This is a genomic window from Amycolatopsis sp. GM8, from assembly GCF_021653975.1.
Lineage (GTDB): Bacteria > Actinomycetota > Actinomycetes > Mycobacteriales > Pseudonocardiaceae > Amycolatopsis_E.
Genome location: NZ_JAJKFK010000001.1, coordinates 18,109 through 41,504, shown reverse-complemented (window position 1 = coordinate 41,504; position 23,396 = coordinate 18,109). Strand labels below are relative to the sequence as shown.

At 66.1% G+C, this 23,396-nt stretch carries 25 protein-coding genes; 13 read left to right on the top strand and 12 right to left on the bottom strand.

Annotated features, from left to right (window positions below; translation table 11 throughout):
• Positions 1 to 3 precede the first annotated feature (3 nt).
• Positions 4 to 1,161, bottom strand: coding sequence for a polysaccharide pyruvyl transferase family protein (locus LOZ83_RS00205; RefSeq protein ID WP_236787666.1), 1,158 nt, complete (start codon positions 1,159 to 1,161; stop codon positions 4 to 6).
• A 732-nt stretch (positions 1,162 to 1,893) separates the two neighbouring features.
• Between LOZ83_RS00205 and LOZ83_RS00200 the strand changes: the two genes are divergently transcribed.
• From LOZ83_RS00200 to LOZ83_RS00175, 6 genes are all read left to right on the top strand, one after another.
• Positions 1,894 to 2,382: a hypothetical protein gene (locus LOZ83_RS00200; RefSeq protein WP_236787664.1), complete on the top strand. Its 489-nt coding sequence runs from the start codon at positions 1,894 to 1,896 to the stop codon at positions 2,380 to 2,382.
• Positions 2,383 to 2,516: 134 nt separating this feature from the next.
• Entirely contained in the window at positions 2,517 to 3,044 is a 528-nt protein-coding gene (locus tag LOZ83_RS00195; protein WP_236787662.1) for a hypothetical protein, read from the top strand.
• 35 nt (positions 3,045 to 3,079) lie between these two features.
• Positions 3,080 to 3,352, top strand: a complete 273-nt coding sequence (locus tag LOZ83_RS00190) for a hypothetical protein (protein WP_236787660.1) — start codon at positions 3,080 to 3,082, stop codon at positions 3,350 to 3,352.
• A gap of 187 nt (positions 3,353 to 3,539) precedes the next feature.
• Complete coding sequence (locus LOZ83_RS00185; RefSeq protein ID WP_236787658.1) at positions 3,540 to 4,025, top strand: hypothetical protein; 486 nt, start codon at positions 3,540 to 3,542, stop codon at positions 4,023 to 4,025.
• A 211-nt stretch (positions 4,026 to 4,236) separates the two neighbouring features.
• Complete coding sequence (locus LOZ83_RS00180; RefSeq protein ID WP_236787656.1) at positions 4,237 to 4,476, top strand: hypothetical protein; 240 nt, start codon at positions 4,237 to 4,239, stop codon at positions 4,474 to 4,476.
• Between the two features lie 168 nt (positions 4,477 to 4,644).
• Positions 4,645 to 4,830, top strand: a complete 186-nt coding sequence (locus tag LOZ83_RS00175; protein WP_236787654.1) for a hypothetical protein — start codon at positions 4,645 to 4,647, stop codon at positions 4,828 to 4,830.
• Between the two features lie 481 nt (positions 4,831 to 5,311).
• Here LOZ83_RS00175 and LOZ83_RS00170 read toward each other — a convergent pair whose 3' ends face one another.
• From LOZ83_RS00170 to LOZ83_RS00130, 9 genes are all read right to left on the bottom strand, one after another.
• The gene (locus LOZ83_RS00170; RefSeq protein ID WP_236787652.1) at positions 5,312 to 5,506 is read right to left on the bottom strand and encodes a hypothetical protein; all 195 of its coding nucleotides are present in this window, start codon (positions 5,504 to 5,506) and stop codon (positions 5,312 to 5,314) included.
• Positions 5,507 to 5,573: 67 nt separating this feature from the next.
• Positions 5,574 to 6,554, bottom strand: coding sequence for a Gfo/Idh/MocA family protein (locus tag LOZ83_RS00165; protein WP_236787650.1), 981 nt, complete (start codon positions 6,552 to 6,554; stop codon positions 5,574 to 5,576).
• The gene (locus tag LOZ83_RS00160) at positions 6,551 to 7,801 is read right to left on the bottom strand and encodes an ABC transporter substrate-binding protein (protein ID WP_236787648.1); all 1,251 of its coding nucleotides are present in this window, start codon (positions 7,799 to 7,801) and stop codon (positions 6,551 to 6,553) included. Before LOZ83_RS00160 ends, LOZ83_RS00165 begins: the two co-directional genes overlap by 4 nt.
• Before the next feature lie 77 nt (positions 7,802 to 7,878).
• Positions 7,879 to 9,492: an ABC transporter permease gene (locus tag LOZ83_RS00155; protein ID WP_236787646.1), complete on the bottom strand. Its 1,614-nt coding sequence runs from the start codon at positions 9,490 to 9,492 to the stop codon at positions 7,879 to 7,881.
• Between the two features lies 1 nt (position 9,493).
• Positions 9,494 to 10,291: an ABC transporter ATP-binding protein gene (locus LOZ83_RS00150; protein WP_236787644.1), complete on the bottom strand. Its 798-nt coding sequence runs from the start codon at positions 10,289 to 10,291 to the stop codon at positions 9,494 to 9,496.
• A gap of 22 nt (positions 10,292 to 10,313) precedes the next feature.
• Positions 10,314 to 10,892 carry a helix-turn-helix domain-containing protein gene (locus LOZ83_RS40330; protein WP_236787643.1) on the bottom strand — a complete coding sequence of 193 codons (579 nt, stop codon included), beginning with the start codon at positions 10,890 to 10,892 and terminating at the stop codon, positions 10,314 to 10,316.
• Positions 10,889 to 11,971, bottom strand: a complete 1,083-nt coding sequence (locus tag LOZ83_RS00140) for an ABC transporter substrate-binding protein (RefSeq protein ID WP_236787642.1) — start codon at positions 11,969 to 11,971, stop codon at positions 10,889 to 10,891. The genes LOZ83_RS40330 and LOZ83_RS00140 overlap by 4 nt, the downstream gene beginning before the upstream one ends.
• A gap of 11 nt (positions 11,972 to 11,982) precedes the next feature.
• A complete protein-coding gene (gene add, locus LOZ83_RS00135; protein ID WP_236787641.1) occupies positions 11,983 to 13,056 on the bottom strand; it encodes an adenosine deaminase in 1,074 nt (357 codons plus the stop codon).
• A gap of 325 nt (positions 13,057 to 13,381) precedes the next feature.
• Positions 13,382 to 13,987, bottom strand: a complete 606-nt coding sequence (locus LOZ83_RS00130) for a TetR/AcrR family transcriptional regulator (protein ID WP_236787640.1) — start codon at positions 13,985 to 13,987, stop codon at positions 13,382 to 13,384.
• A gap of 208 nt (positions 13,988 to 14,195) precedes the next feature.
• On the opposite strand from LOZ83_RS00130, the gene LOZ83_RS00125 reads away from it, so the two are divergent.
• Both LOZ83_RS00125 and LOZ83_RS00120 read left to right on the top strand, forming a co-directional pair.
• Complete coding sequence (locus tag LOZ83_RS00125) at positions 14,196 to 15,272, top strand: isopenicillin N synthase family oxygenase (protein WP_236787639.1); 1,077 nt, start codon at positions 14,196 to 14,198, stop codon at positions 15,270 to 15,272.
• Between the two features lie 151 nt (positions 15,273 to 15,423).
• On the top strand, positions 15,424 to 16,671 hold the full coding sequence (locus LOZ83_RS00120; RefSeq protein WP_236787638.1) for a CoA transferase: 1,248 nt from the start codon (positions 15,424 to 15,426) through the stop codon (positions 16,669 to 16,671).
• 26 nt (positions 16,672 to 16,697) lie between these two features.
• Here the strand turns inward: LOZ83_RS00120 and LOZ83_RS00115 are convergent, their stop codons facing one another.
• Positions 16,698 to 17,555 (bottom strand): helix-turn-helix transcriptional regulator, encoded by an 858-nt coding sequence (locus LOZ83_RS00115; protein ID WP_236787636.1) that lies wholly within the window; start codon positions 17,553 to 17,555, stop codon positions 16,698 to 16,700.
• A 101-nt stretch (positions 17,556 to 17,656) separates the two neighbouring features.
• Here LOZ83_RS00115 and LOZ83_RS00110 point away from each other — a divergent pair, with 101 nt between their 5' ends.
• Positions 17,657 to 18,754 (top strand): Gfo/Idh/MocA family protein, encoded by a 1,098-nt coding sequence (locus LOZ83_RS00110; RefSeq protein ID WP_236787634.1) that lies wholly within the window; start codon positions 17,657 to 17,659, stop codon positions 18,752 to 18,754.
• Between the two features lie 13 nt (positions 18,755 to 18,767).
• Here the strand turns inward: LOZ83_RS00110 and LOZ83_RS00105 are convergent, their stop codons facing one another.
• Complete coding sequence (locus LOZ83_RS00105; RefSeq protein ID WP_255822235.1) at positions 18,768 to 19,892, bottom strand: MFS transporter; 1,125 nt, start codon at positions 19,890 to 19,892, stop codon at positions 18,768 to 18,770.
• A 95-nt stretch (positions 19,893 to 19,987) separates the two neighbouring features.
• Between LOZ83_RS00105 and LOZ83_RS00100 the strand changes: the two genes are divergently transcribed.
• From LOZ83_RS00100 to LOZ83_RS00085, 4 genes are read left to right on the top strand one after another with little or no spacing between them, the layout of a single operon-like run.
• Positions 19,988 to 20,623, top strand: coding sequence for a TetR/AcrR family transcriptional regulator (locus LOZ83_RS00100; protein ID WP_236787630.1), 636 nt, complete (start codon positions 19,988 to 19,990; stop codon positions 20,621 to 20,623).
• A 58-nt stretch (positions 20,624 to 20,681) separates the two neighbouring features.
• A complete protein-coding gene (locus LOZ83_RS00095) occupies positions 20,682 to 21,836 on the top strand; it encodes a cupin domain-containing protein (protein WP_236787628.1) in 1,155 nt (384 codons plus the stop codon).
• On the top strand, positions 21,833 to 22,675 hold the full coding sequence (locus LOZ83_RS00090; RefSeq protein WP_236787626.1) for a fumarylacetoacetate hydrolase family protein: 843 nt from the start codon (positions 21,833 to 21,835) through the stop codon (positions 22,673 to 22,675). The genes LOZ83_RS00095 and LOZ83_RS00090 overlap by 4 nt, the downstream gene beginning before the upstream one ends.
• A complete protein-coding gene (locus LOZ83_RS00085; protein WP_236787624.1) occupies positions 22,675 to 23,385 on the top strand; it encodes a maleylpyruvate isomerase family mycothiol-dependent enzyme in 711 nt (236 codons plus the stop codon). The genes LOZ83_RS00090 and LOZ83_RS00085 overlap by 1 nt, the downstream gene beginning before the upstream one ends.
• Positions 23,386 to 23,396: the final 11 nt, after the last annotated feature.

Genomic DNA, 23,396 nt, shown 5'->3' with positions numbered 1-23,396 from the left:
GCGTCAGTGCGGGCTGTCCGGGTACACCGAGCGTGCGATCGCGAGCTTCCGGGCTTGGCAGTCGCGGACCACGTCGGCGGAAAACCCGGCCGGGACGGGCATGGGCACCGCGCCGGGCAGTTCGGGCGCGCCGGCGAACGTCCAGGGGGAGCCGAGTTTCAGCAATGATTCGTGTTTGCTGTGGTAGTAGTCGGCGTGGACGCTGATCGCGAGTCCGCCGGCGCCGTGGGCGGCGGCGAGGAGATGCGGATGAAACCGCGTGGAGATCCAGGTCTGGTCGGCGGCGACGGGCAGGCCGTCCGCCCAGACCCCGCTGAACGGGTAGAAGCGCGCACCGGGTATCTCGTGCTCGAACAGTGCGAAGATCACGCGGTCGAGTCCGGGAATGCCTTCGACGATGCCGATTTCGTCGCCGTGGGCGCCCCATGAACGTAGGCAGGAGAGTGCGAGCGCGGCGAGTTGCTGGTTGCCGCATTCGCTGGCGTCGGATTGCAGGCATACCACGTATTTCGGCGCTGGCCGCGGGTCGATTGGTACCTCGTCGATGCCGAGGAAGGCGTCGTCGCAGGTCATGGTGACCTGGGTGGGAGTGCCGTCGCCGCACAGGAGGTCCGCGGATTTTTCGTCGCGGACATCGACGATGTCGAACCGGCTCGCCAATGCGCGCAGGATCGGTGCGGCGCCGGGCGCGGCCGGCCACAGTCCCTGGCCCGTCAGGGCGGCGCGAGCGCCCGACCGGCGGGCGGCGGCCGCCGCACCGGCGAGCAGCCCGATGTGGTTCGGCCACAATCCGGCGAGGTATCCGCCGCCGAGCACGTGGACGACGTCGAGGTGCGCGAGCAACTCGATCCCGGCCGCCAAGCGTGGCTCGATGCCGGGATTGTGCGCGGCGTGTTGCATCCAGGCGGCGATCTCCCAGGGTTGGGGGGACGGGGCCGCCCAGCACAGCCGCCACAGGGTGTCGACATACCGGACGCGGGGATGCGCTTCGCCGAGCAGCAGGCGCGCGTTGCCCGGGGCCTGGCAGTCCAGCCAGACGTCCGCCTCCGGCGCGACCTTCGCCAGATACCGCAGCCACGTCGCGGCGACGAGCTCGTCGCCGTAGTTCGGGTAGCCGGCCGGGCTGACGAGGTAGTAGCACGGCCGGTCGTTCACTCTCACGTTCGTCTCCTCCTCGCACCTGGGCGGTTCTGCCACGGCTCCACAGTCGTCGTCCGATGGGGCGGATCACCACGATCCGGCACACGGGATCACAGCCGCGCCGGGGACGCAACTTCGCACCCCAGGTGCCGGCGCGGCGGAGCACGCCACTCGAAGTGGGCATGATTTGCGCGTTCGCACCACCCCGCCGTCACTTGCTGCGGACTTCGCACGGCGCGTCGTCATCGCGCGGCCCGCTCCCGCATGGTGTGACGCCGCTCGAATGGCGTGGCAGCACACCGTCGGTAACCGTCATGGCGAACACCGAACCACCCCTGCTGGGGATGTTTCCTGAACAGACCCTATTCATCGTGCGGTGGCTGGTCACCGAAACCGCCTTCACCATCACCACGCTAGGCGTCTGCTAACGCACCCTCACACCTGCAACCTCCAGACCGACGGCATCCACACCTACTACACCGGCACCACACCGATCTTGGCCACAACAGTTGTGGAGAGCCGTTCGGCAAGGGTAGGTCTGGTGGCCATGAGTTTCACGGTTCCCAGTATTCTTTGGATGAGATCGTGGAGTTCATTGTGGGGCACGCAGACACAGCAAACCCGATCGCGGTACGGCCCAGCGCGCCTGGAGGGGAAGAACGCAACTATGTTCGAGTCGATGGGTGTCCGGGGCATCGTCAACTACGATGTGCCTTGGCGAAGCACGGCATACTTCCCTGGCGGTGAGCACATATGGCGGCTGAATTTGGTAAACTCTCAGATCAATTCAGAGACGAAGATTTGAATCTGCTCGACCGTGTTCAAATCTTAGTCGCCCCAACGGTCGAGTTTTCCTTGAGGAATTTACTCGAGTCCTGGAGCGCGCATGTCACGAAGATCATCGCTGATCTTGACAAGTCTGATGATGATCATTCTGTTTGGGGCGCACACGATTTGATTGCTGCTCTCGTCGCTCGCGATCATGTCGAAAACGGAATTTTGCAATTGTGCGGAGAGCTCCGTCGACGAGTTCGCAAGTTTACGGATGAAATTGATCAGGAGTTCCGAGAAGTTACGGAAGTCGACTCCGATGGAGCTGTTCCGCGAGTGAGCGAGAGAAATGTTGCGGATCGCGACTGGTGGTGGCGCCGGTCTCCCGGTAAGGGGCCGATACATGACGAGCTGGTTGCGCTGTACGGCAAGAAGCAGAACCACACGCCACGTCGACTGTGGGAGCCGTAACTCGTGTGTCCTGCAATCTGCCGACCCGCGCCAGATCCTCGCGGCAGTAGAGGGGAATCGATTATGAGGTCCCGCCAGGAATACCAGGGAAAAGTTCGGGATCTGTCAGATCCATACGCTCGAGTCCCGCTGTCATGATCACTATCGGGGACTTGCTTTGGCCCGACCCGCGGCTGCGGCGATTCGGGTCGAAGCCGGAGATGGATCCGCTGACCGAGGACGACGCGCTGCAGGAGGCGCAGCTGCTTGACGTGAGGTTTGACGCGCTGCGCTCCACGGTCGGTCTGCTGTTCGAGCTGCGGCTGGCGCTGCAACTTCGGGAGGGCAATACGGGCGTGCTTGTCGCTCAAGGGGTGCGCGAACTGTCGTGGACAGCCAGCCCCAGGTCAACGGCCAGGACAGCCTGGACCGTGGGCGGATCCACTCCGCGCAACGAGGACCGGCTGTTCGGTTTGGAATTGGGAATGTGGCCGGCTCCTGGCGCGCGGCTCAAACTGGTTGCGGAGAGCGCAGCCTTCTTGACGGGCAATGTTCCGGGCCTCGATCAGATCCCTGACTACATCGAAGACGACGAGGCGACAATTCGGGCCGGCTTGGCTGGGTGGCATTCGGAGTTCGTGCCGGTGCACGCGGTGTTCCTGGATCCCGCCCCCGCCGCCTGAGTTCGGCTTACATGACAGGCGGCCGGGGAACAGTCATGTGGTTCATTCCCGGCGCAGACCTTACCCGCCTCGTCATGTCTGAACAGCTTCTCCACGGGCACCCGGTCACGATGGCCGACGGCCGCGACAAGCCCATCGACCAAGTCAAAGTCGGCGACAAAGTCCTCACCGCCACCATCACCACGCCACGCGCCTACCAACGCACCTTCACCGTCGGCAACCTCCAGATCGACGGCATCCACACCCACTACGCCGGCATCCACACCGGTCCTGGTCCACAACAGTTGTGCAGAGCCTCAGCTCGATAAATCTTTCCAATTTCCGGGAGCGGGCAGGAGCGGCGCTGGAATAAAGAACTTCGTCGGTCCCAAGAATGCCGTGGTTCGGGGCGCTAGCCAAGGGCTGTGTATTTGTTACTGACGACCAAGGTAGAGTCGTCCTGGGCATCACACGTGAGCAACTCGGGTGGATCGACAATCTATGGGGTTAGCAGCCGTGAGCAGTGACGACATCTTGAGGGCGACGGTAGACGAGCTGTTTTCCAACTTTCGGAACGCGCTTCTGGCCATGATTCCGTTTGCTGATCGTGCGATGATCAGCTACCGTGACCATGATATGTATCGTTCGTGGGAGCATCTCGCCGAATGTTTGTTCGACGTTTTTGTGAGAGATCCGATCGAGGCAGATCGATCGCGAAACAGTGCAGAGTTCAGCCTCGCGCGATACGATATTGATCAAGCTGACTACCTGAGGTCCAGCTGGATTGCATTGGATAGCGAGCCAGGAAACCACGTTGCCGTTGTACGCTTCCTGAGTATGTCTGAGCCGTTCGATACCGTCCAGGTTGTAGATGTAGACCATACAACGTTCAGTGCCGGACCGGCGCGAGTTGTTCCGTGGCAAGAAGCAAAGTTTATTTTCTTTCGCCGATTCGAGAACGCTCGGGCCGAGGTTGTCACGCGGGTAGAGGCCGTCGAATGATCGCGAGTGAAGTTGACGGCATCTCGGAGATTGACTATTGCGCGGGTATGTTGTCTACATGAGTAATGCTGGTGTTGGGAATGTGGAGCCTTCCAGATGTCGGACCAGTTCGGAGGTGAGGCGGCGATCCGAGTGGGTGAAATCGGCCCGCATTGTGGTTAACGAGTGTCATACGGCGGCTTATATCAAATTTGCGAGGACGGGCGGACAAGTGGCTATCTATGTCAAAGAAGTCGGCGAAATGGGTCGCAGGTACGCCCATCAAGGTCTTGCTCAGGGGCTCACAATCGCCCGGTCGGCCAGTGCTGCCACTGCGGAATTTCCTGCGGTTGGCTTGATCGCAGACGACAAGGATATCGAGCAAGCTCTCGATTTTAGTAGAGGCGGTATCGGTCAAGTCGATCTGCGAGATTTATCCGTTGTTCTCAAAACAGTGTTTGATCGCTCGTGACTCCTCTTGGAATTGCCACTTTGGCGCCGGTCCGATCCGGGTGGTGTCCATGGTGCATCCAGCATATTCTCCCGCGGGGAAGAAGTATTTGCCGCATGTCGACTGTCCGCTGCGCCAAGTGATATCGAGGCAGTCATCCGATCCGCGGATCCGACCTTTGCGTATGATGTGATCATCTTGCAGGCTCCTGTTGGGATTCCGCTGTTGAAAAGTCTTGAGCACGTCGCTGATGATATGAGCGACGTGGTTCGAGCTGCTATAATAGGCGCCTTTGATGGAGAAGGTTTCGTCATGATTGCCCAGGGGCAAGATTTGCTGAAAGTCAAGCAAACTGTCTCCGGTCTGAATTTCTGAAGCGCTGACGCTTCTGGTCTCCAAACGAGTGATGCACTTTGCAGTATGATCCAGTCGAGCAAAGCTTACATATTTTTGGCGTGCTCTCGGATTGGGAAGTTTCGTTGCGTGGGGGTGGCGTGGTTCGTCTGCGTGCTCACGCATACGAAAAGATCGGAGATTTCTACGTGTTTTCAATATTGATGGAAGGTAAGCCGGGATTTGACGTTGAAATCGCACGTATTCCGCAGGGGATTGTCGATAAGGTTCGTGGAGGGTGGAAAAGTGGGTCGGGATGGAGGCTTGATTGGCCTCACGGGAAATTCGATCCTGATGACGGAGAATAATGCGACTGCAAGCTTTGGCTTGAAAGGTTTCTCGGTCATCGTCAAGACGTTGTGCCTTGGCGGCGAATGGCGTACCCCGGTGGGGTGGTGAGCGCATATGACGGCTGAGTTCGGCAAGGTCCCGAATCTGCTTGACCATGTTCAAATTTTCGTCACTATGGCGTGGTCGACGCCGGGGGCCGTTTGCTGGGGCAGTTGGCCTGTTCGGCCAGCTTGGTCTGGACAACATGTTCGCGCCACGGCACGAACCGGGCACCGTGCTCGGGCCGGTGCTGCCGGAGATCGTCCGGTGCGTCCTCGACCGCATGGCGCTCGCCCTGCGACGCCCTCGACGGCGCGGTCCGGCTCACCGGCCGCGCCGGGGCGCGCGGTTATCGCGCGAGCGTAGAGCCTGCGGAGGTACGAGCCGCGGTGCGATCAGGTGCCACCTGTCGCGGTCCACGTCGGTTCGACCTGGTCCCACAGCCGTTCGACGGTTTCCAAGGTTCGGGCGGCGCTCTCCAGATCTGACTCGTTGGCGACGCGGCCGGCGGCAACCTCGCGGAAGTGTTCGAGGGCGGGGACGAACCCCATCGTTGTGAAACCTGAATTGGCCGGCACCGGGAGGGTGTAGTTCGGACGCCACGTCTCAGCCGGCCCGTCGAGTGGGCGGAACGTGCAGGTATCGACGTTGTCGACCGCGACAGCGTGACCGCGCCCGTAAACCTCGGCGGACTCTCCACGGTGGGCGAAAGAACCCGTCGTGCAGAAATCGAAGGAGCAGGCTGCGCCGTTGGCGGTGCGTGCGATCAGGCACACACTGAGACCGAAGTCCGGCACCACATTGAGCACCGCTGATATCTCGTCGAGTTCCCCAATGAGGTAGCGCGCGAGGTCGATCATGTGAACGGGATTGTCGATGAGGTAATGACGTGGATCGGCGAGGTAGTCGTCGATCTGACCCATCGCGAAAGTGAAATGGGCAAGAGTGGGCTCGCCGAAGCGCTCCGAACGGATGATGTCACGAGCCCGTCGATAGGCCGGTGCGAATCGCTTCATGTAGCCGACGACTACCTCACGCCTCGCCGTCCCCGCGATAGCCGCGAGCTCACGCAGATCCGAAGCCGTTCGACCGGCGGGCTTCTCGCAGAAGACGGGGAGTTCCGCCTCCAGGCACCGGGCGATGATCGGCTGATATTCGCCGGCGGGGACCGCGATCACCACCCCATCGAGATCACCCCTCGCGAGCATGTCGTCGACCGCGATGTAGTGCGCAGCCGCACCCCAGCGCCTGGCTGTGGTCTCCGCCCGTTCGCGAGTGCGTGCGCAGACCGCGACGAGTTCAAGGCCCGATTCGATGATCGACGGATAAAGGGCATTGTTCGCGTGGCGGCCGGCCCCCACGACACCGATTCTCACGACGCACTCGTCCAATCGCCGCTCAGGAGATGATCGATGTGAGTCGCGGCCTCGCCGAAGACGCGCTCCAGCGCATCGGGCTGCCGGTACGCCTCCACGATCGCGGCCGACCACAGGCTTGCCACATCGAGGTACTCCGGCATGGGAGTCGGCAGCACGCGCGCGGTCGTCTGGAGGATCGCCAGGCTGTTGTCACCGAAGCCGCTCCACCCGGAAGCCGCGGCCCGGAACGCGTCGTCGTCCCATGTGCTTTGCCGCGTCGGATTCATGTTGCCCTCAAGCGCCGCCCGTGCGAGGAACGACGGGGAGCTGGCCCACTCGATGAATCGCCACGCGCCGGGCTTGTCGTGTGAGGCACTGTTCATGACCAGCGACCAGGTCCACATATTCGCCTCCCGCAGGCCCTCCGGCCCCAGCGGCGGCTGGGTATAGGCGACCCGCCCGCGTACGGCAGAATCGGCGCCCTCGAAGAAGGCGACGTAGTGGTCGGAGTCGACGATCATGCCGTAGCGGCCCGCTGCGAAGTCGCGGGCGACGTCGAGCCAATGTCCGCCGGGAAACGCTGCCGGGCCTGCCATGCGCGCGGCTGTGAGGAAGTCGCGGGTCGCCGCGAGTATCGCGGGGCTTGTGAGTGCGCTGCGCCCGGCGTCGTCGAAGTCGGTAGCGCCGTATGACCAGACCTGGGTCGCGTAGCCGGTGTACATCGTGTGCCAGGTATCGGTGCCACGCTGCGCGAAGCCGCGGACGCCGGGCACGTTCTCCGCGATCTTCGCCGCGGCGGCGAAGTACTCGTCCCAGGTCGACGGCGGCTCGCTGAGACCTGCCCGTTCCAGCACATCCGGCAGGTACGCCAGGTTGTACGTCTCCCAGTTGACCGGGATCTCCAGCAACGGACCGGTACCGAGGGCGTCACCCCGCAGACCCGTCCAGCGATTGGCCGAGAGCAAGGCCGGCAGGAAGTCGTCCGGCCGGTAGTCGTTGCCGCACGTGTCGAGGTACGCGTCCAGGGGTTCGACGATGCCTTCGCCGGCGAGCTTCCACATCGAGACGGGACCGGACACGAACACGTCCGGCGCTGAACTGCCGCGCAGCCGGGCACGCAGAGCGTCGAGGGAATTGGTCACGTAGTCGGTTTCGGGGATGATTTCGAGGTTCACGATTTCTCCCGTGAGTTCCTCGTATTCGCTGACGTGCCGGATGAGGCTCGCGATATATGCGTCGTTGTCGGGACCGATGAAGCGGACCATTTCGGTGGGTCTCCATGAGAAAGGGCTCGGCGCTGGTGCCGAGCGATGTCGGGCTTCAGGAAAGATGGAGCAGTCGGTCAGGCTGAGAACCTCCGGCGGGCGCGTTCGTGCAGAACGGCGACCACCTCGTACAGCACGATGACCGTCACGGTCACGACGACCACGTCAGCCCAGAGCCGGGTGTAGTCGAAGGTCGTGGTGGCCGTCGTCATGGCTTCCGATATCCCGTTTCCGGTGACGAGCCACTCGGCCACCAGCGCGCCGAAAAGCGCGAGCGGGATGCTGATCCGCGCCGCATTGAGGATTCCCGGCACGGCTCCGGGGATTCTGACGAAGCGCAGAACCGCCCATCGGCCACCGCTGTAGACGCTGACGACGTCGATCGTCGAGCGTGACCGCTCTTCGAGGGCGGTGACGATCACGATCATCGCGGGGAAGAAGACCACCAGGAGTCCGGTGACGATGATGAACGCGGGCCCCCGGCCGCAGATGGCCACGAGCAGCGGAATGAACGCGATCTGCGGCACACACTGCGAGGCGATGAGCAGCGGGAGTCCCAGCCGCAGCAGGACCGGGAAGCTCACCAGCACGCAGCCGGCGATGAACGCGGCGGCCATCCCGACCCCGAAGATCATGCCCGTGTCGCGCATGGTGAGGAGCCAGTCCGAGACGAGTGACGCCCGGTGCGCGGCCGCGGCGGGATGGCTGGTCAGGTAGTTCACCACGGCCACAGGAGACTTGAACACGAGCGGGCTCGCGCCGCCGAACAGCACCAGTCCCACCCAGATGACGAGCAGGGCGACCGCCGGTGTGAGCAGTTCGACCAGCTGCCGAAGGGGACCGGCGCCTCGCGCGCTCGTGGTGGATGCCTGGGCCTCCACGGGATCCACATGCAGCCAGCGGCCGGCCGCCGTGATCACCCCGTAGAGCAGACCTCCGATCAGGGTGGCGACGATGGCCACGCCCCAGGTCTGGGCGGTCTGCAGCTTCTGCTGGCTCACCACGAGCACGACTCCCAGGCCGTTGTCAGCACCGCTGAACTCCGCCACCAGCGCTCCCAGCAGCGCGCCGGGACCGGCGATGCGCATCCCGGCGATGATGGTGGGCAGGGCCGATCGGAGCCCGACTTTCAGCAGGATCTGCAGGCGGCCGCCGCCCGCGACGTGCACGATCGCGGCCGTGTCCGCCGGGGTGGCGCGAAGCCCGGCCAATACGCCGATGAGCATCGGGAAGAACGAAAAGAGGACCGCCATCGTGATCCGGGTCGGCTTCCCAGGGCCTTCGAGGCTGGCGATGAGCGGGAGCAGGGCGGGCAAGGGAAGGCAGTAGATTGCCAGGGCGACGCGTGACACGGAGCGTTCGAGGAGACCGGTCAGCGACCCCACCGCGCCGAACACGAGGCTGATCGCCACGGCGATCGCGAAGCCCTCGAGTGCCGTCACCACGGTCGGGGCGGCATTGCCGAGGTAGTAGGAGAAGTTCGAGATCAGATCATCGATCACGGTCACCGGCGTCGGCACGGAGCCGGCGGGGAGAAGGCCCGACACCGCCACGACCCACCACAACGCGATGGCGAGCGCGAACCCTCCGACTGTCCACACGACACCCGGGATCTGACGTGGCGGCCGCGCCCGGCCGCGCGCGAACGGAGGCGCGACGGCCTGGATTCCCTGTGTGTCAAGGCGTGTCATGTCAGGCGCTCCGCTCAGCGGCCGGTTGAGCCGGATCGTCCTCGAACAGCAGCTGGCCGAGTTCGTCGGTGAGGCGATGGAACTCCGGGCTCCTCATCATTTCCGGCACGCGGGGGCGCGGCAGGTCGATGGGAACGACGCGCAGGATGCGACCGGGACGCGGCGTCATGACGACGACCACGTCGGACAGGAAGATCGCCTCCGAGATCCCGTGCGTGACGAGCAAGGTCGTCGCCGGCTTCTCGGTCCAGATCCGCTGGAGCTCGAGGTTCAGCCGTTGCCGGGTCATGTCGTCGAGCGCTCCGAACGGCTCGTCGAGCAGGAGGATCTCGGGTTCGAAGGCCAGGGCGCGCGCGATCGAGACGCGTTGCCGCATACCGCCCGAGAGCTGGCTGGGGCGAGCCTTTTCGAACCCCCGGAGACCCACCAGATCGACGATCTCCTGAATGGCGGCCGGCTCGGGTCGTCGTCCGGCGACTTCGAGCGGCAGCCGGATGTTGTCCGACACGGTCCGCCACGGCAGCAGCGCCGAGTCCTGGAACGCCACGCCCAGCCGGCCCCGTTTGCGCACGACGGACGGGTTCTCACCCCTGATCGCGACCGTTCCACTGCTCGGACGATCGAGATCGGCGAGGAGCCGCAGAATGGTCGACTTCCCACACCCGGAGCGCCCGATCAAGCTCACGAACTGGCTCTCGTCCACCCTCAGGCTGACACCGCCCAGCGCGTCGACACGCTGGCGCCTCGTCGTGAAGGTCTTGGTCACGTCGTCGAGCTGAATCCCCGCGTTCGCAGCCATTCGGTCTCCTCGTGTTCCGTGGTCAGTGCTCGAAGTTGTTGACAATGAGAACTTCGGCCGTTTCGTCTCCGACCAGGTGCCAGCGGTGCGCGATGGTGCCGTCGTGGTTCAGCGCGTCACCCGGGCCCAGTTCGATCGGGCCACTCCGGTCGAACTCGACCCGGATCCGGCCGTTGACGACGAAGACGAAGTCCTCGCCGTCGTGCCTGAACCAGTCCTGCGGTGGATCCGACGGGTCGATCAGATAGCGGTGCGCCTTCAGCGAGAGGCCCGGGCCGCCTCGCGTCAAGAGCCTCGGCCGCTGGGCGTCCTCGCGCTGTGCCGCACGCATCTCCTGGCCCGTCCCGGCGCGGGTCACCATGATCGAGGCGGAACTCACCGGGAGCAGTCCGTTTGGCGTCGTCCCCAGCACTTCGGCGAGCCGGTAGAGGCGCGGCAAACTGATCGAGGACTGGCCCTTCTCCAGTTGCGTGATGAACGAGGCGGAGACGTCCATCAGGCGGGCGAGTTCCTTGCCCGTCATGCCCAATTCGCGCCGCCTGCGCCGCACGGCGGCGCCCACATCGCGGGCGAAATCATCCGTCGATTCTTCGGTGTTCACGACACCATCTTGAGCTCCGGGTGTTCCTGGTACACTGCGGCCAGCAGGGAGAGGTCGAACAGATCGGCCGCCGTCGTGTGGACGCCGCTCAGTGCCAGGGTCTTGACCGTGGCCTGCTGCAGCGCGTCGCTGACGGTGAAGATGCCGTTCGTCGCGGTGTCGGCCGTCTTCATCAGGGCGATTTCGGCTTCATTGCACGCCAACTGGTTGTCCAGCGTGAACTTCAGGGACTTCCCGTACTTGTCCACCGCCAGGCTCGCGCCCTCCTCCGGGTTGGCGATGTTGTCGCGCCAGCCCATGATGTCGGCCCGCAGCGCCGCTTTGAGCAGGCCCGCGGACCCGGAGATCTGATCCGTGGACGCGACGTAGGTCTGGGTGACGGTGGACCAGTTGAAGTCCGCGAACATCAGCACGACCGGATCGTGCCCGGACTGGCGAAGACTGATCGGCGAGTTCGTCGAGTAGTCCAGGATCCCGTCCACCTGACCGGCGACGAGCGGGGCCGGGTCGTACTGGAACGGGACGATCGTCACGTCGCTCGGCTTGAGCCCGTTGACGCCGAGGAAGGCCTGCATGAACGGCTTGTCGGCGTCGGCGACGGCGATCGTCTTCCCGGTCAGGTCGGCGGGTGTCTTCAGCGGCTTGCCCGACAGCGAGACGATGCAGCGCGGATCCTCCTGGTACATCGCGCCGATGATCCGGAACGAGGCACCGTTCGCGTTGGCCCCGGCGATCTCCGTCGGCGACGACACCCCGAACTGCGCTGTCCCGTTGGCCAGTTGCGTCAGCACGGAGACCGCCGACGGGCCGCCGGGGATGAACGTGACCGACGTGAAGCCGACGTTCTGGTAGTACCCCTTCGTATCGGCGATGTATGAGCCCGCCTGCGTGACGTCGTACAGCCAGGAGAAGCCGTATTTGAGCTCTCCCAGGCTTCCGGTCGCGGCGTCGCCCGAAGCCGAGTTCGTCGACGAGCCGCCACAGGCGGCGAGCGCCAATCCGGCCGTCGTGGCGAGGCCGAGGCCCAGCACGCCGCGACGCGACATCGTGACCTGGAAGGGGTTCAGCTGATCAGTCATGGTCTTCGTCCTCACTGGATGTCGGCGCTGTAGGCGCCCGGTCGGAGACGCTCGAGCTCGGCGGTGAACTCGGCGCGGAGGCGTTCGACGGTGGCATTGTCCGCGAAGCTGGCATCGATCCCCGCCAGCGCGTACTTCTCGGCGTCCTCGACGGTCCATTCGAGATGCGCGGCCGCATCGATGAAGTCGTCATGGAGCTCTGGGCCGATGAGGGCCGGGTCGTCGGAATTGAGGCACATGTTGAGCCCGGCCGCGGCCATGGCCGCGACGTCGAGCCGCCGGCCTTCGACCTCGAGCTCGGGATAGTCGATGAACCAGCACGCCGAATACGGGATCTGCGAGCGCACCGTCCGGGCGAGCAGCGCGGGATCGAGCAAAGCCGCGTACCCGTGGTCGATGCGATCCACCCGCAGGAGATCCAGGCACTCGACCATCTCGGTGGAGTCGCCGTGCTCGCCCGCGTGCGCGGTGAGCTTGAGGCCCGCGGCGCGCGCGAGGTCATAGGCCGCAACGAATTCTGATGGCCGCGCGGCCTTTTCGTCGCCGTCGAGCCCGATCGCGACGACCTCATCGTGGGGATGTGCGAGGACGTCCCGGACGAGGTTCAGCGCGGCCTCGCCGCCGAACTGACGGTTGATCGCGACCACGATCCGCGAGACGACGCCGGCCTCTTCCTCGGCGGCGCGCGCCCCCGCGAGGATCCCGCCCATCATCGTGTCGTAGCTCAGCTCGGGATGATTCTGCGGGTTGAACGCGATCTCGCGGTAGCGGAGACCGCCCTCGGCCGCTGTCATGAGGCTCTCGTACGTGACGGCCTCGAAGTCCTCGGCTGTCTGTATCGACCTGCAGACGGCGAGGTAGATCTCGAGGCCTTCGTCGAAGTTCCGGAAGCGATAGCGGTCGCCCCCGTCCCGGGCTCCGGCGGGAAGAGTGACGCCGTGTCGCGCTGCGAGCCGGACCGCCGTCTTCGGCGGGACACACCCCTCGAGATGGCAGTGGACCTCGGCTTTCGGCAGCGCGCGGAGGTAATCCGCGCTCAGGCCGCGCTGAACGGTCGATCCTGGCGGGTTGGGCTCTGCGCGCACGCCGTCTCCTCCTCGTTGAGATGCGGAGAGATTAGGTGACACTGAATCTCCTTGTCAATGAAACGATTCAAACAAGATCTTGAGGGAGGCCGATAGTCGATATCAAGGGTGGTTGAGCGAGGAGACGCCGATGTCCTCGGCTTGTAACAAATGAAGTTTGACTTAACTGACTGTTCACAAACCGCGAGCTCACCCGGCGACTCCGGCGCGGATCGTTGGACGTCCCCGGTGGTGCGAGTGAACGGACGGTTGCGTCATGATGCCATATCCGACCGACATGTTGGTAGGTCTGTTCTCGGAGTCGCCCCCGGGACGCGCCGGAGAACTACGGGCGAGCCGCGATGTTGCCGCGAAGCAGCTCGTCGAACAGTGCGACCCCGGCCTCGACGTCGACCTCGCCGGGGTCCTCCAGCCACTGCATCTCCAGGCCCTCTATGACCGCCAGCAGTAGCGCGGACAGGAGCCGCGGATCGACATCCGGCCTGAGTTCTCCGCGAGCGACGGACGCCTCGAGAGCCGTCGTCATGTCGGCCCGCAGGCGACGCGAACGGCGCACCAGCCAATCGTGCGCGGGATGTTCCGGATCCACGGCCTCAGCCCTGAGGGAATGAGCGAGGAGAATCAGATCGCGCCCGTCGAGGATGCGGCGCAATCTCGCGCGCACCCCGGCGATCAGGGTTGCCACGGAGTCGGCGGCGGCATCCTCGTACAGCGCCAGCTCGACGTCGCGTTGGTCCAGCAGAGCGGTGAGAATCGCCTGCTTGTTGGCGAAATGGTGCAGCACGCCGGCGCGCGACAGTTCCGAACGCCGGGCGATCGCGTCCACCGTCGCGGCGCGAAATCCGCGGGCGGCGAATACGGCGTGTGCGGCATCCAGGATCCGCCGGCGAGCGAGATCACCGTCGCTGACCGAGGAAAGCGTGCGGGCCATGGCACCCAGAGTAGCGGTGCCGGTTCTGAGCGCCCCAGTCGCGGAACCGCCGGAAAGTGTTGACCGGAATCAGTGTTGGTGTCAGCATCTTCCGTCGGGGTCACGATCCCTCGCCGCCGACCACAGCCGGCTCTGAGCGGAGCGCTCGCGCACACGATTCACAAGCTGATCGCCAGCATGCCGCGCATCGAAAATCTGGAGTGAACAGGTGAGCACTGCGAAATCAACCGGCGGATCGCTGCGGATCCCCGTCGTCAACATCGAGGGCTTCGAAGAAGGCGACGCCGATCATCGATCGGAGATCGCCGGCCTCGTCGATCGCGCCGCGCGCGACGTGGGCTTCATGCAGATCAAGGGCCACGGCATTCCCGAGCTCGCCGCCGACGGCCTCGCCGAGGCCATGGACGGCTTCTTCGCACTCCCGTTCGAGGACAAGGCCGCCCTCAAGCCGGCGACGCCCGAGGTCAACCGGGGCTACACCGCCCCGCGGGACGAACGACTCAGCTACAGCTTGGGCATCACGTCGCCGGCGGATCTCTTCGAGGCCTTCAACGTCGGCACGGAGGCAGCCGAGTTCCCCGGTCTGGACCTGGCCGGCGAGCACTATCCGGCGAACATGTGGCCGGACCGGCCGGCCCTTTTCGAGCGCGACGTCGAGGAATGGATGCGGCAGGCCGGCGCTCTGGCGAACACCTTGACCCGCGTCTTCGCCGTCGCCCTTGACCTGCCGGCCGACTACTTCCGGTCCTATACCGACCACTCGATGGACACCCTCCGGATGAACCGATACCAGCTGCCCGACGGCGAGGTACGGCTCGAGCCGGGACAACTGGGGATGGGACCCCACACCGACTACGGTGTATTGACGGTGCTCTGGGCGGATGACGTCCTGCCGGGCCTGCAGATCCTGGACTCGGAAGGCACTTGGCACGACGTCCGGCCGGCTCCCGGAGCGCTGTTGATCAATCTGGGCGACCTGCTCGCTCGATGGACGAACGACCGATGGATCTCGACCATGCACCGGGTTCTCGCGCCGATCGACGCTGAAGGCCGGCCGTTGCTCCGGCGCTCCGCGGCCTACTTCCACGACGGCAACGCCGATGCCGTCATTGATTGTCTTCCCTCGTGTGTGGACATCGACACCCCGAGGCTCTACGAACCTGTCACCGTCGCCGATCATCTCGCAGCCAAGTTGGCAGGCTCGCGAAGCCTCAAGCCCAACCACCGCGCAAGCCGTGAGGCGACGCGGCTAGCGCTGTCGGCGACCAACACCGACATGACGTGATGGCGAGCGTCTCGCCAGGTTCACCGTCTGGGGCCCATCTCCTCACCGGCGCCCTTCGTGCGATCTTCGTCTCCTCGTCCCACGCGGCGCGCTTCGTTCCCGATATCGTGCGGCCAGCCGATGATCGTGACCGTGCACTGAGAAGGATCCCATGCCCGAGACCGATTCCGCCCCGAAGCCGCTGACCGGCCTGGAAATCGTCGAATGCGCGAGCTTCGTTGCCGGCCCCACCGGAGGAATGACGCTCGCCCAGCTCGGCGCGCAGGTCATCCGTATCGACCCGATCGGCGGAGGCAGCGATCACCACCGCTGGCCGGTTGTCGGTCACGGGACCGGGCCCGGCGAGGGGGAGTCCTACTACTGGGCGTCGTTGAACAAGGGCAAACGGTCGATCGCGGTGGACATGCGCTCGCCGGAAGGGCGCGAGCTCGTCGTGGCGCTGATCACCGCGCCAGGTCAGAACCGGGGAATCCTGGTGGACAACGTGGTGGGCCGGCGCTGGATGGCCAACAATGTGCTGGTCGCGCACCGGCCCGACCTCGTCCACCTGCGCGTGCAGGGACATCCCGATGGCCGTCCCGCGGTGGACTACACCGTCAATGCGGAGGTCGGCATCCCCGGCATCACGGGGCCCGAGGTCGGCGGTGCGCCGGTCAACCACGTCCTGCCGGCCTGGGATCTGGTGACCGGCCTGACAGTGTCGACCGGTGTGCTCGCCGCGGTGTACCAACGGTCCCACACCGGTCGTGGCGCCTACATCGAGCTGGCGCTCGCCGACGTCGCGCTGGCCGGGGTGGCGAACCTGGGCTGGCTGTCGGAGACCGCCGAAAAGGGAACGGAACGTCCGCGGCACGGTAACCATGTCTACGGCAGCTTCGGTGTCGATTTCGTCTGCTCGGACGGACGGCGCGTCATGGTCGTCGCACTGACCGAGGGGCAATGGTCGGCATTGTGCGACGTTACCGGTACCCGGGAGGTGTTCGCGGCTCTCGCGACCGCGATGGGAGCGGACCTGACGAACGAAGCCGACCGCTACCGGCTGCGTGAGACGATCGCCGCGATCCTCCGGCCCTGGTTCGCGGCCCGGGATTTCAAGCAGGTGCACGACGAGCTCGACGCCGCGAAGGTGCTGTGGGGCCGGTACCAGGGCACACGCGACGTCGTCGCCGATCACCGGGCCGGACGGCACCCCGTCCTCGCCGATACGGCCCTGCCCGGCGGCGCGCCGGCGATCACGGCTCGTTCCCCGCTGCGCTGGAATGCGGCGTACGGCGAGGCGGGCGTGGCGCCGCTACTGGGACGCGAGACAGACGAGGTGCTCGCCGACCGCCTCGGACTGAGCGAGGCCGAGATCGGCGGCCTGCACTCACGAGGGGTGGTCGCCGGCCCGGGCGCGTGAGCCGCGGGAGTCCCGGCAAGGCCGGTCTACTTGGCGGGTTCGGCAAGATCCGTCTGGGCGTAGGCCCAGCTGTGCAACAGGGGCATGGTCCGGGCAGTCGGTGAATCGGGCTCGACGGTGTAGATCACCAGCCGCTGGTCCGGGCAGTGCGGGGCGGAGACCGACTCGACGCCGAACTCGAGGAGACCCGCCGCGGGATGGCGGATCCGCTTGATCAGTGAGGTGCGGTCGATGACACCCTGCTCGTCCCACCACCGCGCCACCGCGGGCGAGTCCGCGCGAAGCTCGTCGATCAGCTCCCTGAGTTTGGCGTCGTCGGGATGCCTGCCGATCTCGTACCGCAGGCCGCCGACGGCGGCAGCGGCGAACTCGTCCCAGTTGGTGATGCGTTCGCGGGCCGCCGGATCCAGCAAGAGCCAGCGGACGAAGGAAGTCCCGGGTTCGAACGTGGTGCCCAGGACGGCCTCCAGCAATGCGTTGCGGGCCAGCACTTCCGAGCGCCGCCCGAGCAGCAGGACGGGCAGCTCTTCCAGCGCCGTCATCACCCGTAGCAGGCCGGGCTCGGGGTGCTGCGCGGACTGCCACCGCGCTCGTCGCGGTGAGCGGGCGGCGAGGGTCCGCAGGTGCTTGCTCTCCAGTTCGTCCAGCTGCAGGGCCCGGGCGAGTGCGTCGCACAGGTCCTCGCTCAGCGTGGCCTGGCGGCCTTGTTCGAGGCGGCTGTAGTGATCGGGGCTGATCCCGACCAGCACGGCGAGCTCTTCCTTCCGCAGACCGGGTACCCGCCGCGGTCCCGGGAACGGGGTGATCCCGGCTTGGGCGGGGGTCAGCCGATCACGCCGGGAGCGCAGGAACGACCCCAGCACCGTGTTGGACTTGCTGGACACCACCCCAGACTACGAAGGGTTTCGGCGCCGTGCCTGGTCATGTCGTGACCAGGGAGCACTCGACCTGGTTGTGACCCGGCGCGGGGTGTCGACTGAAGATCGTGACAACTCAGGAGACAAGCAGGTCAGGACGCGGCTACCGGGTCGGGGTCGTCGGGGCCGACACCAAGGCGAGCTGGGCGCAGGTGTCCCACATACCGGCGATCCAGGGTCTGGATTCGGTGGTCCTGGCCGCGGTGGCCACCCGCCACGAGCAGAGCGCGCGCGAGGCCGCGGCGGCATTCGGTGCCTCGCAATGGTTTTCCGACCCGTTCCGGATGATCGCCGACAGTTCGGTCGATATCGTGACCGTTACCGTACGGGTTCCGGCGCACCGCGACCTCGTCCTCGCGGCGCTCGAGGCCGGTAAGGCGGTGTACTGCGAAGCGCCGCTCGGGGTATCACTGACCGAGGCAAAGGAAATCGCCTCCGCGGTGCGGACCCAGCATCACGCCATCGGCCTGCAGGGCAGGCTCAACCCCGCGGTGCGCCGGGCGACGCGGATGGTCGCGGACGGTGTCATTGGCACGCCCCTCAACGCCCGTGTGGTGTCGACCTCGCTGGGCTTCGGTCCCACCACCCTTTCGAACTACCAGTACTTCGAGGAAATGGCCGCCGGTGCGAACCTGCTGACCATCACCGCGGGCCACACCCTGGACATCGTGGAGGCGGTGCTCGGCGATCTCGTCGAGATCGACGCGCGCACCGCGACCCTGTGGCCTCAGCCCACGGTCGCCGACACCGGCGGGACCAGCCGTCGTGAGGTCCCCGATCACGTCGACGTGCTGGCTCGGACGACATCGGGCGCAGTGGTCACCGCCGACATCCAAGGCGGCGTCTCGCCCGAGGACGCACTATTCACCCTGGAGCTGCGCGGCTCCGACGGGTGGTTGAAGCTCACCGGCGGTGCCATTTACGGCGTGCAGGGCGCCGACCTGACGCTGACGTCGAGCGTGCCCTTCGAGGCCCCGGAGAAGCCGGCCGTGGCGGGATCCCTGCCCGGCTCCGCGCTCAATGTGGCCGAGATGTACGCCAGCCTTGCCCGCGACATCGAGCATGGCACCTTCACCACACCCGGCTTCGACCACGGCGTCCACAACTCGGAACTGATCGCGGCCGTCGCGCAGGCTGCGGAGACCGGCCGCCGCTGGACGGCGTAGTCGCGGTTTGGTGTCATCGCGCTGGTTTGGGGAAGGCGTGGGTTCGGGCGAGGGCGGCGATCAGGAATGCGATCGCTGAAAGGATTCCCATTGCGGCGGACACGGTTTGAGCGCCGGCTCCGTCGACGAGAAGCGCCCCGGCGGCACCGGCCGCGAAGATGGCCAGGTTGAAGACCGTCGTGAGCATCGCATTGGCGACGTCAGCCGCCTCGCCTGCGGCGTTCGCTATGGCCGTCTGCAATAGGGTCGCTGCCCCGCCGAACGCGAAGCCCCAGCCGACGATGGCGCAGACCGTGACGAGCAACGAACCCGGAGCGAGAGTGAGTGCGAGCGCGACGAACGCGAACATCGCAATGCTCCCCAGCGTCAAGGCCCGAAGCGCGCGATCGATGAGAACTCCGGTCGCGAAGATACCCCCGAGAGCGGCGACGCCGAACACGAACAGCGCGACGTCCGGCCGCAGCCCGAGATGCGCGGAAGTGAGGAACGGCGCGACATAGGTGTAGAGCAGGTTGTGGGCGAGCATCCAGACGAAGACCACGACGAGCACGGCGGCGACCCCGGGCAGCGCGGCGACGCGCGTCAGGCGAGGACGTGACGTGGCCCGGATACCCGCGACATCCGGAACCACGATGACGACCGCGGCGGCGACAACGAGCGTCAGCGCGGATACGCAGGCGAACGCCCACCGCCAGCCGGTCACGGAACCGAGCCATGATCCGACCGGGGTGCCGATCGACAGCGCGACCGGCGCGCCCGTCATCGCGATCGCCAAGGCCCGTCCCGCCTGTGCGGGGGCGACGATGCGGCGGGCGTACCCGGCCAGCATTCCCCACAGCAGGCCGGAAAACGCGCCACCGACGAACCGGGCCACGAGCGCGACCGTCAGCCCAGGTGCGAGAGCCGTCGCGCCGTTCGCGACCAGGAACCCCAGCAGCCCGGCGACCAGCAACTTCTTGCGCGAGACGTGCTGTGTGAGCGCGATTGCCGGGATCGCCGCGACCACGGTCCCCAGCGCGTAAGCACTCACCAGCTGGCCCGCGCCCCCCTCGCTGACGCCGAAGTCACTGCTGAATTGGGGCAGCAGCCCGGCAGGCAGCGTCTCGGTCATGATGACGATGAAACCGGTCAGCGCCATCAATGTCAGCGCGGGGACGGGCAGGGTTCGGGGTGCGGCGGATCTCGGCGGGGACACGGGTGCGTGGGAGGACATGATCTTCTTTCGCTGGACGCATGGCGGGACGACCGAGGAAGTTCGTCGAGGACCAGGCGCTGGACGCGGCGATGGCCGTGTTCTGGGAACGCGGCTTCGAGGCGGCGACGCTCGCGCAGTTACGAGCGGCTACGGGGCTGTCGTCGGCGAGCCTCTATGGCGCGTTCGGCTCGAAGAGCGGGCTGTTCGAGCGCGCGGTGACGCACTACGTGATGGGCCCGGGGCAGGTCACCGACCTGGTGGCGGATACGCGGTTGAGCGCGGCGGAGGCGCTCTCGCAGATGCTGCACGCCTCCATCACCATGCAAAGTGACCCTCGGCACCCGCTCGGGTGCCTCGTCACTTTGTCCGCGACGGTCGGTGCGGCCTCGGAGGAGTCCGTCGCCGCGCGTGAAGCGGCGGCTCGCCGCAGGGAAGCCGATCGCAGCCGTATCGTCGAATGCGTCCGGCGCGGTCAACACACTGGCGAACTCGGCGACCGGACGAGGCCCGAGGTCATCGGTGCGCTGGTCCATGCCTTTCTGCTCGGGATCTCGACGGAGCTGCTGGACGGTGTCGAGGCTAGTGAGCTCCACGAAGCGGCCGAGGCGCTGATCGATGGGCTCCGAACAGAGCGCGCCTCCGCGGCCAAGCCCCGTCGGCGTTCTCGAGGCTGAGCGTTCTGTTCTACAGAATCTCGCGTTCTGTGGCGGCGGTGTGGTCGATGCTGGCTTCATGGGCGTGCCGATAACGAGCGGTGATGGGTCTGTTGTGCGGTTACGGGCAGTGGATGAGCCGGGCCAGCCGAAGGTGACCCCCGAACTCGAGCAGCTGTACCACGATTTCGAGCAGGAGCTTCTGGTTCCGTTGTGGACCGAGATCGGTGACCTGATGCCGGTGCACCCGCGTTCGCGGGCGATGCCGCATCTGTGGCGGTGGGACCGGTTGCGGGCCCTGGCGGCGCAGGCCGGTGATCTGGTGCCGGTGGGTCGTGGGGGTGAGCGGCGCGCGATCGCGCTGGCCAACCCGAGTCTGGGTGGGCGGCCGTTCGCGACGCCGACGTTGTGGGCGGCGATCCAGTATTTGATGCCGGGGGAGGACGCCCCGGAGCATCGGCATACCCAACACGCGTTCCGGTTCGTGGTCGAGGGATCGGGCGTGTGGACCGTGGTCGGTGGGGATCCGGTGCCGATGAGGCGTGGCGATTTCCTGCCGCAGGCAGGCTGGAACTGGCATGCGCACCACAACGCCGCGGCGGAGCCGATGGCGTGGATCGATGGGTTGGATATCCCGTTCCAGTATGTGACCGAGGCACAGTTTTTCGAGTTCGGCAGGGACCGGGTTTCCGAGGCCGAGCGGGGCACGCCGTCGCGGTCGCGGTCGGAGCGGTTGTGGGGGTATCCGGGGTTGCGCCCGGTGGGGGTGGGCGAGGTGGGCCGCGGTTCGCCGTTGCTGGCCTATAAATGGGAGTTCACCGATCGTGCGCTGGCTGATCAGTTGGCATTGGAGAAGGAGGGCTACGGCGGGACGGTCGAGCCGGGTCACGCCGTGGTTCGGTACGTGAATCCGGCGACGGGTGGGGATGTGCTGGCGACGATCCGCGCGGAGTTCCACCGGATTACTCGCGGCACGGAGACAGCGCCGGTGCGGGAGACGGGGTCCTCGGTGTATCAGGTGTTCGACGGCTCGGGTGTGGTGACGGTGGGGGAGACGAGGTGGTCGGTGGCTCGGGGTGATCTGTTCGTGGTGCCCTCGTGGGAACCCTTCTCGATCAGGTCCGAGGCCGGTAGCAGTGATTCGGATTCGGGAGGTTTGGACGTGTTCCGGTTCAGTGATGCCCCGGTGTTCGAGGCACTCGGACTCGCCCGCACCGAAGGGGGATCGCGATGAAGCTGGCCACACTCCGGGTTGATGGAGCCACCCGCGCGGTCCGGGTCGATGAACAGCGGCTGGTCGACCTCGGTGCCACGGATGTCGGGACGTTCCTCGCCCGCGCCGATTGGGCGGACTACGCCGCGACCGTCGACCCCGCCACCACGTATCCATGTGAGGGGGCGGATTTCGCGCCGGTGGTGCCGGTCCCGTCGAAGATTGTGTGTGTCGGGTTGAACTACCGCACCCACATTCAGGAAATGGGTCGCGCCCTGCCCGAATACCCGACTTTGTTTGCGAAGTTCGCGGACTGCCTGATCGGTGCGACTGATCCGATCGCCCGGCCCGAGGAGACAGAAGAATTCGACTGGGAAGTCGAGTTGGCGGTGGTTATCGGCCGACCGGTGCGCCGCGCCCGCGGCACCGAGGCGGAAGCCGCGATCGCGGGGTTCACCGTTCTCAACGACATCACCTGCCGGGACTGGCAGTTCCGTACCCGGGAATGGTTGCAGGGCAAGATGTGGGACTCCTCCACCCCGGTCGGACCCTGGCTGGTCACCCCAGACGAACTGCCCGGAGGCACCCGGCCTGCCCTGGACATCCGCCTCAGTGTCGACGGCGAAGTGATGCAAAACGACCACACCGGGGACCTGCTCTTCGACCCGGTCGCGCTGGTCGAATATGTCTCGACCATCGTGCGGCTCAACCCGGGCGACATCATCGCCACCGGCACCCCCGGCGGAGTCGGCCACGCCCGCGACCCGAAACGCTTTCTCCTCGGCGGAGAAACCGTCGTCGCGGAAATCGACGGCATCGGCCGGCTCGAGAACCGGGTCGTCAAGACGAGCGGCGACTGATGCGCCGCACCGTCGACGATGCGCGGCGATGGGTCGACTTCGGGACCGAGTTGACGCTGAAAGCCGTGGCCGGCTGGGGAGAGCCGGAAATGGGGTTGCCGTCCGGGTTGCCCGGCTGGACGCGCAAGAACCTGATCGCGCACATCGCGGGGAATGCCGACGCGCTGGGCAACCTCACGCATTGGGCGGCCACCGGGGAGCGGACGCCGATGTACTCCTCCCCGGACCAGCGGGCAGCCGATATCGAGGCGGGAGCGCACCGCCCCGCGCACGCATTGAGTGGCTGGCTGCGCGAGTCCGCCGAGCGGCTCGCCACCGCCATGGCCGGCCTGCGGGCATCCCAATGGCGCACCGAGGTGGTGACGGCCCAGGGCCGGACGGTACCGGCGACCGAGGTGCCGTGGCTGCGCGCCAGGGAGGTCTGCGTGCACGCCGTCGACCTGGCCGCCGGCATCGGCTTCACCGACCTGCCTGCCGGGTTTCTGACCGCACTCTCCGACGACGTGGTCGGCAAACGCGGCACCGTGCCCGGCCAGGCACTCACCCTCACCGCCACCGACACGGGCGACCGCTGGCACCTTGCGGGCGAGGGAACACCGATCGCGGTCAGCGGCCCACTCGCCGGCATCACGGCCTACCTCACCGGTCGCCCGCACGGGGTCACGGCCGCCGACGGCTCGCCCGCCCCACGACTGGCGGCGTGGCTGTGAGCCGGTATCGA